Source organism: Acidovorax sp. FG60 (assembly GCF_057808995.1).
This window is the reverse complement of sequence record NZ_JBMDJC010000006.1, coordinates 45,932-61,657: the sequence shown is the minus strand read 5'-3', so window position 1 is coordinate 61,657 and position 15,726 is coordinate 45,932. Positions and strand designations below refer to the sequence as shown.

Below are 15,726 nucleotides of genomic sequence, written 5' to 3'. Positions count from 1 at the left end.
GATCGGCATTGAATCAAGGAGACAGACATGAACAAGCAAACCTTGCAGGTGAACGGGGCAGTGTCATTGGCGCTGCGTGTTTACGAACCCGAGGGCGCGCCACGCGCCAGCGTCGTGATCGGCGGCGCGATGGGGGTGCGGCAGTCGTATTACGAGGCCTTTGCGCTGTGGATGGCGCAGCAGGGGTTTCGGGTCACCACTTTCGACTACCGAGGCCACGGCGATTCGCTGCAGGGCGCCATGCGCGATGTGAAGGCGGATCTGTTTGATTGGGCGCAGGACTATGAGGCGGTCATCACAGCCGCCAAGGCTGCGCTGCCGTCGCAGCCGCTGTATTTGCTGGGCCATAGCCTGGGCGCGCAGTTGCCGGGCTTGCTGAAAAAGCCCGAACAGGTGGCGGGCCTGCTCAGCGTGGCTGCAGGCAGCGGCTACTGGCGTGACAACGCGCCGCAGCTCAAGCGCATCGTTCCGTATTTCTGGTGGGTGCTGGTGCCGCTGGCCACGCGGCTGTGCGGGTACTTTCCGGGGCGCACGCTCAAGAAGGTGGGCGACCTGCCTGCTGGGGTGATCCTGCAGTGGCGGCGCTGGTGTCTGGACCCTGCTTACAGCGTGGGGGCAGAGGGGCCTGCGGTGGCGCAGAGTTATGGCGCGGTGCGGTTCCCGGTGCTGGCGCTGTCGATGGCGGACGACGAGCTGATGACCTTGCGCGGCACGCACAACCTGGTGAACCTGTACGCCAACACCGAACGCCGGGTGGAGAGCATCACGCCGGCCGACCTGCAGGTGCGGCGCATTGGGCACTTTGGTTTCTTTCGCGACCAATTCCGCCAAAGCCTGTGGCCGCGCGCAGCGGCTGCGCTGGCCACGCTGGGCGGCGGCGTGATGCCCCACGGCGAAGTCTCCGGTACGACGGCCTGAGCGGTCGTTTCGCGGCACACTTGCAGCATGACTTCCTCTTCATCCACTTCTTCGTCTGCGTCTTCGTCCTCCGCTACCCACCCGCTGGACGAGGCGCTGCAACTGACGGCCTCGTCCGCTGCGGCGGGCCAGTACGAAGGGCAGACCCATCCCGGTTACTGGAACATGGTGGGCCCGTTTGGCGGCATCACCGCTGCCACGCTGCTGCAGGCCATCTTGCAGCACCCCGATCGGCTGGGCGACCCGCTGTCGCTCACAGTCAACTACGCGGGCGCTTTGACCGCTGGTGCGTTCACGGTGCAGGCAACTCCTGTTCGCACCAATCGCTCCACCCAGCACTGGACGCTGTCGATCCTGCAGGCCGGTGCCGACGGCGCGCAGGTGGTCACTACCACGGCCACCGCCGTCACGGCCGTGCGCCGCGAGACCTGGAGCGTGGGCGATGTGCCCATGCCGCAGGTGCCCCCACCTGCAGAGCAAAAAGCCATCGTTGCCCCCTTGGGTGCGGTGGAATGGCTCAACCGCTACGAGATGCGTCCCATCGCTGGCTTCATCCCGCGCACCTGGGACGGCAGTGGCGACCACAGCCTGACGCAGCTGTGGATGCGCGACACACCACCGCGGCCGCTCGACTTTGTGGCGCTGTCCGCATTGGCCGATGTGTTCTTCCCCCGCGTGTGGCTGCGCCGTGCGCGCCAAGTGCCTGCGGGCACGGTGTCGATCACCGTGTACTTCCACGCCACGGCAGAGCAGCTGCAGGCCACGGGCACGGGCTTCCTGCTTGGCCAGGCGCGCGGGCAGGAGTTCCGCAACGGATTCTTTGACCAGACCGTGCAGCTCTGGAACGAGGCAGGCACCATGCTCGCCACCAGCCACCAGATCGTTTACTACAAGGAATAGTGCGCGGACCGGTGGCTCTGCGCCGCCGTGCATCGTTCCTCTCGTCCCCATCCATCAGACCCGGAATCACCTCCACCATGACCGAAGCCACCCAAGACATCCTCGTCCACTCCGAAGCGGGCGTGACCACCATCACCTTCAACCGCGTGGACAAGAAGAACTCCATCACGCGCGACATGTACGCCGCCATGGCCGATGCGCTCGATGCCGCCAAGGCCGATGCCAGCGTGCGTGTGGTGGTGTTCCAGGGCGACGTGGCGATCTTCAGCGCGGGCAATGACATTGGCGACTTCCTGCAGCAGCCGCCTGCCACGCAGGACTCGCCGGTTTTCCGTTTTCTGCGCGGCATCGCTGCCTTCCCCAAGCCCGTGATCGCCTCGGTGTGTGGCCCGGCCGTGGGCATCGGCACGACGATGCTGTTCCACTGCGACCTCGTTTACGCGGGCGACAACGCGGCGTTCTCCATGCCCTTCGTCAATCTGGGCCTGTGCCCCGAGGCCGCATCGAGCCTGCTGGTGCCGCAGATGCTGGGGTACCACCGCGCTGCGGAAGCCTTGCTGTTGGGCGAGCCGTTCATGGCCGAAGCCGCGTTGGAAGTGGGGCTGGTCAACCGCGTGGTGCCGCCGACCGAGTGCAATGGCGTCGCACAGGCGCAGGCGAAGAAGCTGGCAGCCAAGCCGTTGTCGTCGCTCATCGAAACCAAGCGGTTGATGAAGGGCGGGCAGATGGCGAAGGTGTTGGAGGTGATGGCGGAAGAGGGCGAGAGCTTTGGGCGCATGTTGCGTGAGCCTGCAGCGCGGGAAGCGTTCTCGGCGTTTATGGAAAAGCGCCGTCCCGATTTCAGCGCAGTCTGAAGGCAGGTAGCCGCGTAAGCGGCGTGGACTGCGAAGCAGGACCACGGGCTTTCGGTAAAAGCGCCGTCCAGACTTCAGCGCGGTTTGAGTCGTTGGTTCTGAAGGTTTTTTGGCTGCTGGCGCTTCTACACAAAGCGCTGGCAGCTATTGTTTTTATAGTTCGTTCTCGCCCCGTCCGTTTTGGTTGAGCCTGTCGAAGCTTTTGTGCGGTGGCTACTGCATGCCCGTGTTGAGTGCGGGAGCCGGGAGTCGCCCGGCATGCGAGTAACTTTCTTTTGCTTCGCCAAAAGAAAGTCACCAAAGAAAAGGCGACCCCCAGTCTGCGACCCCTTCGCTTCGCTATGGGGCAAACCTGCGGCGGGGCGGTTGCGGGGTGCGCCGTGGAACTCGCTTTGCGCTGCGCGCGCCGCTCGGACAACCACGGCGAGTCAGATCACGAAGCATGGGCGCTTCGACGCCCATGCCACCCCACAACCGCCCCGCCGCAGGCGCAGCCAGCAGGGGGGGCAGCCGAACATCCAACAGCCGAACATCCAAACAGCCACACGGGCCTTTGCTTCGCTCGGCCGTGCTTGCGCAGCGCGCGGCGCTTGCGCCCGCGAGGTGGGGCCGAGCGCAGCGATGGCCCGAATGGATGTCCGATCCCCGTGGGTTCCCTTCTGTATGCGCCTGGGGCGCGCAGGGCGCGGGGTGGCATGCGCGTCGGAGCGCGCGTGCTTCGTGAACTGACTCATCGCAGTTGTCCGAGCGGAGCGCCAAGAGCGCGCAGCGAGTTCTGCGGTGCACCCCGTGACCGAGCACCCCAGGTTGCCCCGCAGCGCAGCGAAGGGGTCGCAGACAGCAGGGTCGCCCTTTCTTTGGTGACTTTCTTTCGGCGACGCGAAAGAAAGTTACTCGCATGCCGGGCGACTCCCGGCCTCCGTCCTTCGCATAGGCACGAGATCTGCTTCCAAATGAATAGCAAATCAGGCAGTGAATACTGGCGCTCAACCTCAAAAAGCACCCGTAGCAATCACGATCAGACAAGCTATCTATTTTTACAAAGCACTTGCTTGCTAAAAATAAACAGTTTTGCTATCGTGCCTGCATGGACTCACCTGTGCCGCGCACCAGCGCCATCGCCCCCCCTCCCAAGAAGCCCCCGGCCCGCCCCCGCAGCAAGGCCGTAGCGCCCCTCAGCGCCAACTCGGCAACCACAACACAATCCCCCATCGAAGAACCCACCCGCCGCCCCCGCGGCCGCCCCCGCAAGACCGCAGAAGAACTGGACGACGGCAACCGCCGCCGCAAGCTCATGGACGGCGCGGCCAAGCTCTTTCGCACCCAGGGCTTTGCCGCCACCAGCACGCGCGACATTGCGGCGGCCGCAGGCATGCACAGCGGCTCGCCCTTCTACCACTTCGAAAGCAAAAGCGCGCTGCTCTACGCCGTGATGAGCGAGGGCATGACCATGGCCGCGCAAAGCCAGCAGCAGGCACTCGATGCACTGCCCGCCACGGCCACACCGCGCGAGCAATTGCACACGCTCATTCGCCACCATTTCGAGATCCTGCTCGGGCCCCGCAGCAGCTTCATCCCGGTGATGCTGTACGAGTGGCGCTCGCTCACGCCTGCGCAGCGCAAGGGCATTGCCCGCATCAAGGACAGCTACGAGGCCACCTGGATGCCCGTGCTGGAAGCGCTGGCACAGCAGGGCGCGCTGCAGGCAGAGCCCGGTGTGGCGCGGCTGTTCATCTTTGGGGCGCTCAACTGGGCGGTGCAGTGGTTCTCGCCCAAGAAGGGCAAGTCGCTTGACGCGCTCACCGACGAGGCGCTGGCCTTGTTCATCCGTTCATAACAAACAACCCCATCAAGGCAGAGTCACCATGGCCCCCACAGCGCGCAACGCCTACCAGTCTGTGTTTGCTCCGGGCCTGTTCCAGGGCCAAGTGGTGGTGGTCACCGGCGGCGGCTCGGGCATAGGCCGGTGCACGGCGCATGAATTGGCGCACCTGGGCGCGCATGTGGTGCTGGTGGGGCGCAAGCCAGAAAAGCTGCTGGCCGTGGCTGAAGAGATCACCGCCGATGGTGGCCGCGTGTCATGCCAGGTGTGCGACATCCGCTCAGAAGAAGGTGTGGTGGCGCTGGTGCAGACAATCCTTGCTGCGCAGGGCCGTATCGATGCGCTGGTCAACAACGCGGGCGGGCAGTTCATGTCGCCGCTTGAATCCATCAGTGCCAAGGGCTGGGAGGCCGTGCTGCACACCAACCTCACCGGCGGCTTTTTGATGGCGCGAGAGTGCTACCGGCAGTGGATGGCGCAGCACGGCGGCTCAGTAGTCAACATCGTGGCCGACATTTGGGGCTCGATGCCGGGCATGGGGCACAGCGGTGCAGCGCGCGCGGGGATGGTCAGCTTGACGGAAACGGCAGCGCTGGAATGGGCGCACAGCGGTGTGCGCGTGAACGCCGTGGCGCCGGGTTACATCGCCTCCAGCGGCATGGACAACTACCCGCCCGAGGCTGCAGACATGCTGCGTGCCATGCCGCGCACGGTGCCGCTTGGGCGCTTTGGCAACGAGGCCGAGGTGTCGGCGGCCATCACCTTTTTGCTCAGCCCGGCAGCCAGCTTCATCAGCGGCACCACGCTGCGGGTGGACGGCGCACGACCCCAGGTGCGCATGGGCTGGCCGCAGCGCGCGCCTGGTGCCACCGCTGCAGCACACCCGGCCGTGCGGCCGTTTGACGGCTTTCACCGCGCGCAGGTGCCGCAGGTGTTTGCCCCTTCCCATACCCCCAAGACAGAGTCCGCATGACAGCCGTCTTCACTTCCCGATTCAACCCAGGCAGTGCCGAGGCTACGCAGCGCCGCGCAGCGCTGCAGGCCCGCTTGGATGCTCTGCGCGCGCTGGAAGAGCGTGCCGCCGCCGCCTCGGCCCGCTCGCTGCCCCAGTTTGAAAAGCGCGGTCAGCTGCTGCCGCGCCAGCGTGTGGCGCTGCTGCTGGATGTGGGTGCGCCCTGGCTGCCGCTGTGCACGCTGGCGGGTTACCTGCAGGACGTGAAAGACCCCGAGAAGTCTGTGCCCGGTGGCGGCATGGTCGCGGGCATCGGCTTTGTCAGCGGCGTGCGCTGCATGGTGGTGGCCAGCGATTCGGGCATCGAAGCCGGTGCCATCCAGCCCATGGGCCTTGAAAAAATCCTGCGCGTGCAGGAGATCGCGCTGCAAAACCGCTTGCCGTTCATCCACCTGGTGGAGAGCGCGGGTGCCAACCTCATGCGCTACCGGGTGGAGGGCTTCGTGCACGGCGGCACGCTGTTCCGCAATCTCGCGCGGCTGTCGGCGGCGGGCATTCCGGTCATCACCGTGCAGCACGGCTCGGGCACCGCAGGCGGCGCTTACATGCCCGGCTTGTCGGATGTGGTGATCATGGTGCAGGGCCGTTCGCGCGCCTTTCTGGCCGGGCCGCCGCTGCTCATGGCTGCGACGGGCGAGATTGCGACGGAAGAAGAACTGGGCGGCGCCGAGATGCACACGTCCGTCTCGGGCCTGGGCGAATACCTGGCCCAGGACGACCGTGAGGCGATTGGCCTGGCGCGCGATGTGGTGGCGCAGCTGGGGTGGAACATGCCCCAGCGACACAGCGCGCCTGTACCTCTCTTGCCCGCCGATGACCTGCTGTCCCTGATGTCTGCCGACCTGCGCCAGCCCGTGGACATGCGCGAGGTGATGGCGCGGCTGGTCGATGGCTCGGAGCTGCTGGAGTTCAAGGCCCGCTACGGCATGGCCACCCTGTGCGCGCAAGGCCGCATTGGCGGCCATGCCGTGGGCTTCATTGGCAACAACGGCCCCATCGACGTGGCGGGCGCGAACAAGGCCACGCACTTCATCCAGTGGATGTGCCAGCTGGGCCACCCCATCATCTACCTGCAGAACACCACGGGCTACATGGTGGGAAAGGAGAGCGAGCAGGGCGGCATGATCAAACACGGCAGCAAGATGATCCAGGCCGTGACCAACGCCACCGTGCCGCAGATCACCATCCAGTGCGGCGCCAGCTTTGGCGCGGGCAACTACGGCATGTGCGGGCGGGGTTATGCGCCGCGCTTCCTGTTCAGCTGGCCGGGTGCCAAGACGGCGGTGATGGGCGGCGAGCAGGCCGCGCGCACCATGCAGATCGTGACCGAGGCGGCGCTGGCGCGCAAAGGCATCACGCCCGACCCGGCCGAATCGCAGGCCCAGTTCGACAAGATCGTCGCCATGTTCGAGGCCCAGGCCGATGCGTTCACCACCAGCGGCCTGCTGCTGGACGACGGTGTGATCGACCCGCGCGACACGCGCGCCGTGCTGGCGTTTTGCCTGGACACCTGCGCCGAGGCACAGGCCCGCACGCTGCGGCCCTTGAGCTTTGGCGTGGCGCGGATGTAAGCGCTTTGCGCGCAACTTCCACAATGGCCGAGCCTCTCAAACACCTGCTGAACGACACCGTGCCGCCGCGCATTGCGGCCATGGTGCGGCGCGCGTGGCGGTCCTTCGACTCAAAAGCCTTCTTGCGCCAGATCGAGCCCGGCTACGAATCGCTGGAGTTGATGGCGCGCGGTCAGCGCATTGCGCAGGCCCTGCAGACCCACCTGCCGCAAGACGTGCCACGCGCGCTGGGTGTGCTGGTCGATTCGATGGACCCACCCATGGGCCTCGATGCGGCGGGTGAGCCCGATGCGGGTGACCGCCCGTACAGCGCCTTCCTGTACCTGCCGCACAGCATGTACATCGGCGCACACGGCCTGCAGCATTTCGAGGCAGCGATGGCTGCGCAGCATGCACTCACCCAGCGCTTTACCGCCGAGTTCTGCATCCGCCCCTACGTGCTGCGCCACCAGGGCGCCACGCTTGCGCGGCTGCGCGACTGGGCGCACGACGACAACGCCCATGTGCGCCGCCTGGTGAGCGAAGGCACGCGGCCCCGCCTGCCCTGGGCGCCGCGCCTGCCTGCGTTCAAGACCAACCCGCAACTGGCCCTGCCATTGCTCGATGCACTCAAGGACGACCCATCGTCGTACGTGCGTCGCTCCGTGGCCAACCACCTGGGCGATATCGCCAAGGACCACCCCGACCTGGCCGTGGGCACCGCGCGCACCTGGCTGCAGGGCGCACCCGCCCCGCGTGAAGCCCTGGTGCGCCACGGCCTGCGTTTTCTCATCAAACGCGGCGACGCTGGCGCGCTCGATGCCCTGGGCGTGGGCCATGCCGTGGCGCTGGACGTACGGGCCGCGCGCGTGCTGCCCGCCCGTGCGCGCATCGGCGACAAGGTGCGCATCGAGGTTGAACTGCACAACCCCACGCCGCAGTCCCAGCGCGTGCTGGCGGACCTGAAGGTGCACTACGTCAAGGCCCACGGCGGCGCGGCGCCCAAGGTGTTCAAGCTGCAGACGCTGGACATTGCCCCCGGCGCCACCGTGGCCGTAGGCAAGACGCTGTCGCTGCAGCAGATGACCACACGCACCCACTACCCCGGCGCGCACCAGGTGGAGCTGGTGCTCAACGGGCGGCCACAGCCGCTGGGGCAGTTTCAGCTTTCGTGATCGAGGTTTGCAGGCACACGAACACACAAACGCAACAGCAGGAGACAAGCACCATGCAGTTCACACACGAGCACCGCGAGATCCAGAAGACCCTCAAGCGCTTCATCGACGAGGAGATCAACCCCCACGTGGACGAGTGGGAAGCGGCCGAGATCTTCCCCGCACACGAGGTCTTCAAGAAGATGGGCAACCTGGGCCTGCTGGGCCTGTGCAAGCCCGAGGAATACGGCGGGCAGGGGCTGGACTACTCGTACAGCCTGGCCATGGCCGAGGCACTGGGCCACATCCACTGCGGCGGCGTGCCCATGGCCATTGGTGTGCAGACCGACATGTGCACCCCGGCGCTGGCGCGCTATGGCAGCGAAGAACTCAAGCGCCAGTTTCTGGCCCCGTCCATTGCGGGCGACATGGTGGGCTGCATCGGCGTGAGCGAGCCTGCGGCGGGCAGCGATGTGTCGGGCATCAAGAGCGTGGCGCGCAAGGACGGCGACGACTACGTGATCACCGGCCAGAAGATGTGGATCACCAACAGCCTGCAGGCCGACTGGATGTGCATGCTGGTGAACACGGGCGAAGGGCCTGTGCACAAGAACAAGAGCCTGGTGATGGTGCCCATGCGGGATGGCCCGGGCGGCAAGCTCACCAAGGGCATCGAGGTGGCGCAAAAGATCCGAAAGATCGGCATGCACAGCAGCGACACCGGCTTGATCTACTTTGACGAGGTGCGCGTGCCGCAGCGTTACCGCATCGGTGCCGAGGGGCAGGGCTTCATCTACCAGATGCAGCAGTTCCAGGAAGAGCGCCTGTGGTGCGCCGCCAGCACCCTCGAATCGCTGAACCACTGCATCCAGTGGACCATCGACTACGCACAGGAGCGCAAGCTGTTTGGCGCCACACTGGCCGACCAGCAGTGGGTGCAGTTCAAGCTGGCCGAGCTCAAGACCGAGGTCGAGGCCCTGCGTGCACTCACCTACCGCGCCTGCGACCTGTACGTGAACGGGCAGGACGTGCTGGAGCTCGCCAGCATGGCCAAGCTCAAGGCTGGCCGCCTGAACCGCGAGGTGCCCGACACCTGCCTGCAGTTCTGGGGCGGCATGGGTTTCACGCTGGAGAACAAGGTCTCGCGCATGTACCGCGACGGGCGGCTGGCGTCGATTGGCGGCGGTGCGGACGAAGTGATGCTGGGCATCCTCGCCAAGCTCATGGGCATCGCCAAGAGATGAGCAACACCCCCCTGAGCGACTTCGTCGCTTCCACCCGCTCTCGCATTGCTGCGCAATGCGGGCAGGGGGACGCAGCCCTCGCTACGGGGCGGCCCTTGCTCGGCTGCCCTGGCACTGGGCCGCGCCAGTTTCGTATGTCGTGCGTAGCGCGCAGCACGGTGGAGACCTGACATGCCTTTACAGATAACCCGCGCGCCGCTGGCCAGCGGCAGCGTGGAAACCTGGACGCTCAATGACCCGGCCAGCCGCAATGCGCTGTCCGAAGCCATGGTGGACGCCCTGCTAGCCGCGTGCGAGCGGGCTGCGACCGATGCCGACCTGCGCGGCGTGGTGCTGCGGGGTGCCGGTGGGCACTTCTGCGCGGGTGGCAGCCTGGGCGGCTTTGCCAAGACCATTGGCCAGCCTTTGGCGGACGGAGAGGTCGACCCGCTGGTTCCGCTGAACCGCCGATTCGGCGCGCTGCTGCAGGCGCTGTGCGCGCTGCCGCAGTGGCTCTTCGTGGCGGTGGAGGGCGCGGCGATGGGCGGTGGCTTCGGCCTGGTGTGCTGCGCCGACCATGTGCTGGCCCACGCCAGCGCGCAGTTCGCCACGCCCGAGGTCACGCTGGGCATCGTGCCTGCGCAGATCGCGCCCTTTGTGGTGCGGCGCCTTGGCCCGTCTGCTGCGCGTCGTTGTCTGCTGACGGGCGAGCGCTGGGATGCCGCGAAAGCTCAAATCGCGGGGCTGGTCGATGAGGTGGTGAGTGGCGACATGGAGGCTGCTGTGCAAGCCACCATCGCACGCCACGCCGCCGCAGCGCCGCAGGCCGTGGCCGCCACCAAACGTTTGTTGCTGGCCCAAGCCGAAACGCCGTTGCCCGCGCTGCTGGACGAAGCGGCAATTGCTTTTTCGCAGGCGCTGCGTGGGCCCGAGGCTCCGCAAGGGCTGGCGGCGTTTGCTGCGCGCAAGGCGCCGCCCTGGAGTGCGAAGCCATGAAAAAGATACTGATCGCCAATCGCGGCGAGATCACTCGCCGGGTGATTCACACCGCCCACCGCATGGGCATCGAAACCGTCGCGGTTTACTCCGACCCCGATGCCAACGCCCTGCACGTGCGTGAAGCCAACCAGGCCGTGGCGCTGGGCGGCGCGGCCAGCGCCGACACCTACCTGCGCACCGACAAGCTGCTGGCCGCTGCCCGCGCCACCGGCGCAGATGCCGTGCACCCCGGCTATGGCTTCCTCAGCGAGAACGCTGACTTTGCCCAGGCCGTGGTCGATGCGGGCCTGACCTGGATCGGCCCGCCGCCCGGCGCCATCCGTGCGCTGGGCAGCAAGGCCGGGGCCAAGGCGTTGGCCCAGTCGCAGGACGTGCCCTGCCTGCCCGGCTATGCGGGCGACGACCAGAGCGACGAACGCTTTGCCGCCGAGGCAGCCCGCATCGGCACGCCCCTCATGGTCAAGGCCGTGGCGGGTGGGGGAGGGCGCGGCATGCGCCTGGTCACCGACCTGGCGCAGTTGCCCGCCGCACTGGCCAGCGCACGGTCGGAGGCGCTGGCGGGTTTTGGCTGTGGCGACTTGCTGATCGAACGCGCGCTGCTGCAGCCGCGCCATGTGGAGGTGCAGATCTTTGCCGACGCCCACGGCGCGTGCATCCACCTGGGCGAGCGCGATTGCTCGGTGCAGCGCCGCCACCAGAAGATCATCGAAGAGTCCCCCAGCCCCGCCGTGGACGCAGCGCTGCGCGAGCGCATGGGCGCCTGCGCCGTGGCGCTGGCACAGGCCGCTGACTATGTGGGTGCGGGCACGGTGGAATTCCTTCTGGACGGGGCTGAATTCTTCTTGATGGAGATGAACACCCGCCTGCAAGTGGAGCACCCGGTGACCGAAGCGCTCACGGGGCTAGACCTGGTGGAGTGGCAGATCCGCGTGGCGCGGGGTGAGCCGCTGCCGCTCACGCAAGATCAGGTGCATCTGCAAGGCCACGCCATCGAGGTGCGCCTGTGCGCCGAAGACGCGCACTTCCGCCCCCATACCGGTCGTGTACTGCAGTTCAGCGCACCACCGGCCGCCGCCTTTGAGCGGGCTGCGCCGGGCGCGCTGCGCTTTGACCATGCGCTGGAGGAGGGGGCAGAGGTCACGCCTCACTACGACGCCATGCTGGGCAAGCTCATCGTGCACGCTCCCACGCGGGCCGAGGCCATTGTCGCGCTGGTCCGCGCGCTGCAGGGCACCCGCGTGCTGGGCTTGCCCACCAACCGCGCGTTTCTGGCAGCGTGCCTGCAGCACCCGGTGTTTGGCGCGGGGCATGCCCTGGTGCCGTTTCTTGCGGAGCACGCCACGCAACTACAAGAACTGCTATCAAATAAGGAGCTTGAAGTGCTTGTGCAGAGCGCGGTAACGGCCATTTTTGCTTCAAATTCTTCGGGTGCCGCGTCTGCGCAACTGCCCTGCGCGCTGGCCCGGCCGCTGCGCCTGCGCCACCAGGGCCAGGTGGTCCCGCTGGCGGTGCGCGAGCTGGGCGCGGGGCGGCTGTTGGTGGAGCATGCGGGCGGCACCACCCATCTGCAGCTGGCGCCGCAGGCTGCGGGCATGGTGCGCATCACCACCACGCAGACCGGCGCGGAGGGTGATGTGCGCCATGCCGACCACACCGTGCGCGCCGTTCCGGTGGGCTCACTGCGCTGGCACTGGCAAACCGGTGGTGTGGATGGCTGGGTGGAGGACGCATCGTGGGAACCCGCCGCGCGCGCGGGTGCGGCGGGCGGTGCGACGGAGTTGCGCGCGCCCTTCAACGGCAAGGTCGTCGCGCTGCCCGTGGCCGCAGGCCAGGCGCTGGCGGCGGGCGACACGGTGGTGGTCATCGAATCCATGAAGCTAGAACACAGCCTGTCCAGCCCCGCAGCCGCCACCGTGGCCGAGCTGCTGGTGGCCCCCGGCCAGCAGGTGTCGCCCGGCCAGGTGCTGGCCCGCTTTGCACCCGCCACGCAAGGAGCGCCCGCATGACCGCCACATCCGACGCAACCCCTGTGAGCAACGAAGACCGCACTGCCCTCACCGACACCGTCACCCGCTTTGCCCGCACCGAGATCGCGCCGCATGTGGACGCGTGGGACGCGGCCGGTGAATTCCCCCGCAGCCTGTACCGCCGCGCGGCCGACCTGGGCCTGCTAGGGCTGGGCTACCCCGAGCAGTACGGCGGCACACCCGCCAGCTACGCCTTGCGCTTGCCGCTGTGGCGCGCGCTCAGCCGCCACGGCGCCAGCGGCGGCGTGCTGGCCAGCCTGCTGTCGCACAACATTGGCTTGCCGCCCGTGCTGGCGCATGGCAGCGACGCGGTGCGTGCCGAGGTCATTCCGCCCGTGCTGGCGGGCGAGCAAATCGCTGCGCTGGCGATCACCGAGCCCGGTGGCGGGTCCGATGTGGCCCAGCTCAAGACCACAGCGCGGCGAGAGGGTGATGAGTACATCGTCAACGGCGAAAAGGTGTTCATCACCTCCGGCATGCGGGCGGACTGGATCACGGTGGCTGTGCGCACTGGCGACGCTGGTAGCAAGGGCAGCGGCGGCATATCGATGCTGCTCATCCCCGGCCACAGCGCAGGCCTGTCGCGCAGCAAGCTCGACAAGATGGGCTGGCTCTGCTCCGACACCGCCCATCTGCGGTTTGACAACGTGCGCGTGCCCGCCCGCTACCTGCTGGGCGAAGAGGGCGCGGGCTTTCGGATCATCATGGCCAACTTCAACGGCGAGCGTTTTGGCCTGGCCGCATCGGCCCTGGGCTTTGCCGAAGCCTGCTACGACGAGGCCCTGGCCTGGGCCCGCCAGCGCAAGACCTTTGGCGCCGCGCTGGTGGAACACCAGGTCATCCGCCACAAGCTGGTGGACATGCAGATGCGCATCCAGTCCACCGCCGCGTGGTGCGAGTCCGTGGCCGCGCAGGCCGACGCGGGCCGCACCGTACCGGAATGGGTAGCGAGTGTGTGCCTGCTCAAGAACCACGCCACCCAAACCATGCAGTTCTGTGCTGACCAGGCCGTGCAGATCCTGGGCGGCATGGGCTTCATGCGCGGCACCGTCAGCGAGCGCATCTACCGCGAGGTCAAGGTCATGATGATCGGCGGCGGTGCGGAAGAAATCATGAAAGACCTGGCTGCCAAGCAGCTCGGCATTTGAAGGAGACAGCCACCATGCACAGCACCGACCACGGCAACAAAGCCATCATCACCTGCGCCATCACCGGCGTGCTGACGGACCCCGGCCAGCACCACGTGCCCGTCACGCCCGAGCAACTGGCCAAAGAGGCCCGCCGCGCCTACGACGCTGGCGCCGCCGTGGTCCACGTGCACTTTCGCAACCAGGAGCCCGGCAAGGGCCACCTGCCCAGCTGGGACCCGCAGGTGGCGCGCGACTGTGTGCAAGCCATGCGCGATGCCTGCCCGGGTTTGATCATCAACCAGACCACCGGCGTGGTCGGCCCCAATTACCAAGGCCCGCTCGACTGCCTGCGCGCCACCCGCCCCGAGATGGCAGCGTGCAACGCGGGCTCGCTCAACTACCTGAAGGTGCGCAGCAACGGCACCTGGGCCTGGCCGCCCATGCTGTTCGACAACCAGCCCGCCAAGGTCAAGGACTTCATCGACGTGATGCTGGAGACCGGCACGCTGCCAGAGTTTGAATGCTTCGACGTGGGCATCGTGCGCTGTGTGGAGATGTATGTGCAGACCGGCATGTACACCGAGCGCCTGCCCGAATACAACTTTGTGATGGGCGTCGAATCCGGCATGCCTGCGGACCCGGACCTGCTGCCCATCTTGCTCAAGCTCAAGATCCAGGACGCCCCCTGGCAAGCCACCGTCATCGGCCGCAGCGAGATCTGGCCCGTGCACCAACGCGTGGCGGAACTGGGCGGGCATTTGCGCACGGGGCTGGAGGATACGTTCTATCTGCCGGATGGGACGAAGGCGGATTCGAACGGGCCGCTGATTGAGAGGCTGGCGGAGTACGCGCGCAATGCGGGGCGGGAGGTGGCTTCACCGCAGGAGGCGCGGGGGATGTTGGGGTTGAGGGAGTCAGCTGGTACGCCAGTCATCTGATGCCCTGAGCGTCGGAATTCGTAAGTCCCGTGGAGGATCAGCATCCTCGCAAATTGATCGTTGACTGGTCAATTTGCGAGGTAGGCCTTTTCTTGTATGCGTCCAGCAATCTATCGTTAGACGATAGATTTGATCTTCCGAAGCATCTTGTCCCAGACACTTGGATCGAAATCTTCTGAGAGCATCAGTGAAGCAGAGGAAGGATCGATGCTGACGATTTCACGGTATTTCCTCTGGATTTCGTAGCCGTCGTCCCGGTATCTCGCCAGTGCTTCACGCAGGTTTGGTAACTGATTCGTCATGATCGTCATGCGAACTGCTGTGCCGTTAAGTGATGCTGGAAAGTACCGCTTTCCTCCTTTGCCACCAGTTAGCAGCATGCCTGTGTCGCCACTGGAGATCAGGAAGTTGCCACCGTTTCTGCATATGCGATTCGTCATGTACAGGCCAAATCCAGAGTTCACCCAAGGGCTGCCTTTATTTACTTGCTTCGCTCCCTTAAACGCTTTGCCGGACACCGCGGGCATAAGCGCGTAGTTGATTGCACTTTTGTCGGAGGATGCGTCAATGTGCGGATTCCGGCTAAGGGTTTTTCGGAGTCCGACGCCCCGGTCAAGGATGGCTACTTCAGCACGTCCTTTTGTTTTCCAGTACTGCGCGCAAATACCGAATTGGTTTGTTTGGGCATGCTCAACCACATTCCTCATGATTTCTCTAATCGAGTAGGCCATTGTCTCGAAGACATCTCCGGCGTCCTCTCCAATTAGCGTGGCGGAAAGCTTCTTACTGTGCTCTTCGATTTCGCTACCGACTTCGTGCCCCTTGCTAGCAGCAGCTTCAACGAGAGCGTCCGATTCCAAAATAGTTAGAGGAATGTAGCTTCTACTTCCTTGAGCCTCCCCCGGACCCTTCCCAAAGTCGAGCCCGAACGCTTTAAAGAACCCCATGTGGCCTGCATAGGTCATGTGTTTGAAGTTCGCGCATGAAAACTGCGCACTGCGGTGTGTCGCTTTACATCTCCGGATCTCACTGGAAACGAGCAACATCCCGAAAGGTTCTACGGTACGAGTTTGAGTGAAGTCAAAGACGTACTCGTCGTGTGCGTCCAGATTTTGCAGTGAGCGGCAGAAGTTAAATGCTGTACCCGGGGTCAATATGCCAGGGACGCGGATAGTTTTACGAGACATATGGCGAAACAT

Annotated in this window: 13 protein-coding genes; 12 read left to right on the top strand and 1 reads right to left on the bottom strand. The window is 65.8% G+C overall.

Annotated elements, in window-relative coordinates:
• Positions 1–27: 27 nt before the first annotated feature.
• From ACODS0_RS10745 to ACODS0_RS10690, 12 genes are all read left to right on the top strand, one after another.
• Positions 28–918, top strand: a complete 891-nt coding sequence (locus tag ACODS0_RS10745) for an alpha/beta hydrolase family protein (protein WP_431151823.1) — start codon at positions 28–30, stop codon at positions 916–918.
• 27 nt (positions 919–945) lie between these two features.
• A complete protein-coding gene (locus tag ACODS0_RS10740; RefSeq protein ID WP_488834835.1) occupies positions 946–1,818 on the top strand; it encodes an acyl-CoA thioesterase in 873 nt (290 codons plus the stop codon).
• 77 nt (positions 1,819–1,895) lie between these two features.
• Positions 1,896–2,672: an enoyl-CoA hydratase gene (locus ACODS0_RS10735; protein WP_488834833.1), complete on the top strand. Its 777-nt coding sequence runs from the start codon at positions 1,896–1,898 to the stop codon at positions 2,670–2,672.
• A 1,087-nt stretch (positions 2,673–3,759) separates the two neighbouring features.
• Positions 3,760–4,509 (top strand): TetR/AcrR family transcriptional regulator, encoded by a 750-nt coding sequence (locus ACODS0_RS10730; RefSeq protein WP_488834831.1) that lies wholly within the window; start codon positions 3,760–3,762, stop codon positions 4,507–4,509.
• A gap of 28 nt (positions 4,510–4,537) precedes the next feature.
• A complete protein-coding gene (locus ACODS0_RS10725) occupies positions 4,538–5,467 on the top strand; it encodes an SDR family oxidoreductase (protein WP_488834829.1) in 930 nt (309 codons plus the stop codon).
• Complete coding sequence (locus ACODS0_RS10720) at positions 5,464–7,077, top strand: acyl-CoA carboxylase subunit beta (RefSeq protein ID WP_488834827.1); 1,614 nt, start codon at positions 5,464–5,466, stop codon at positions 7,075–7,077. The genes ACODS0_RS10725 and ACODS0_RS10720 overlap by 4 nt, the downstream gene beginning before the upstream one ends.
• A gap of 23 nt (positions 7,078–7,100) precedes the next feature.
• Positions 7,101–8,231, top strand: coding sequence for a DNA alkylation repair protein (locus ACODS0_RS10715; RefSeq protein WP_488834825.1), 1,131 nt, complete (start codon positions 7,101–7,103; stop codon positions 8,229–8,231).
• 53 nt (positions 8,232–8,284) lie between these two features.
• Positions 8,285–9,454, top strand: a complete 1,170-nt coding sequence (locus ACODS0_RS10710; RefSeq protein ID WP_488834824.1) for an acyl-CoA dehydrogenase family protein — start codon at positions 8,285–8,287, stop codon at positions 9,452–9,454.
• Positions 9,455–9,625: 171 nt separating this feature from the next.
• Positions 9,626–10,429 (top strand): enoyl-CoA hydratase/isomerase family protein, encoded by an 804-nt coding sequence (locus ACODS0_RS10705; protein ID WP_488834821.1) that lies wholly within the window; start codon positions 9,626–9,628, stop codon positions 10,427–10,429.
• Complete coding sequence (locus ACODS0_RS10700; RefSeq protein ID WP_488834819.1) at positions 10,426–12,438, top strand: acetyl/propionyl/methylcrotonyl-CoA carboxylase subunit alpha; 2,013 nt, start codon at positions 10,426–10,428, stop codon at positions 12,436–12,438. The genes ACODS0_RS10705 and ACODS0_RS10700 overlap by 4 nt, the downstream gene beginning before the upstream one ends.
• Complete coding sequence (locus tag ACODS0_RS10695) at positions 12,435–13,607, top strand: acyl-CoA dehydrogenase family protein (protein WP_488834817.1); 1,173 nt, start codon at positions 12,435–12,437, stop codon at positions 13,605–13,607. Before ACODS0_RS10700 ends, ACODS0_RS10695 begins: the two co-directional genes overlap by 4 nt.
• Before the next feature lie 14 nt (positions 13,608–13,621).
• Positions 13,622–14,527, top strand: coding sequence for a beta-keto acid cleavage family enzyme (locus tag ACODS0_RS10690; RefSeq protein WP_488834815.1), 906 nt, complete (start codon positions 13,622–13,624; stop codon positions 14,525–14,527).
• A 116-nt stretch (positions 14,528–14,643) separates the two neighbouring features.
• Here ACODS0_RS10690 and ACODS0_RS10685 read toward each other — a convergent pair whose 3' ends face one another.
• Complete coding sequence (locus tag ACODS0_RS10685; RefSeq protein ID WP_488834813.1) at positions 14,644–15,726, bottom strand: hypothetical protein; 1,083 nt, start codon at positions 15,724–15,726, stop codon at positions 14,644–14,646.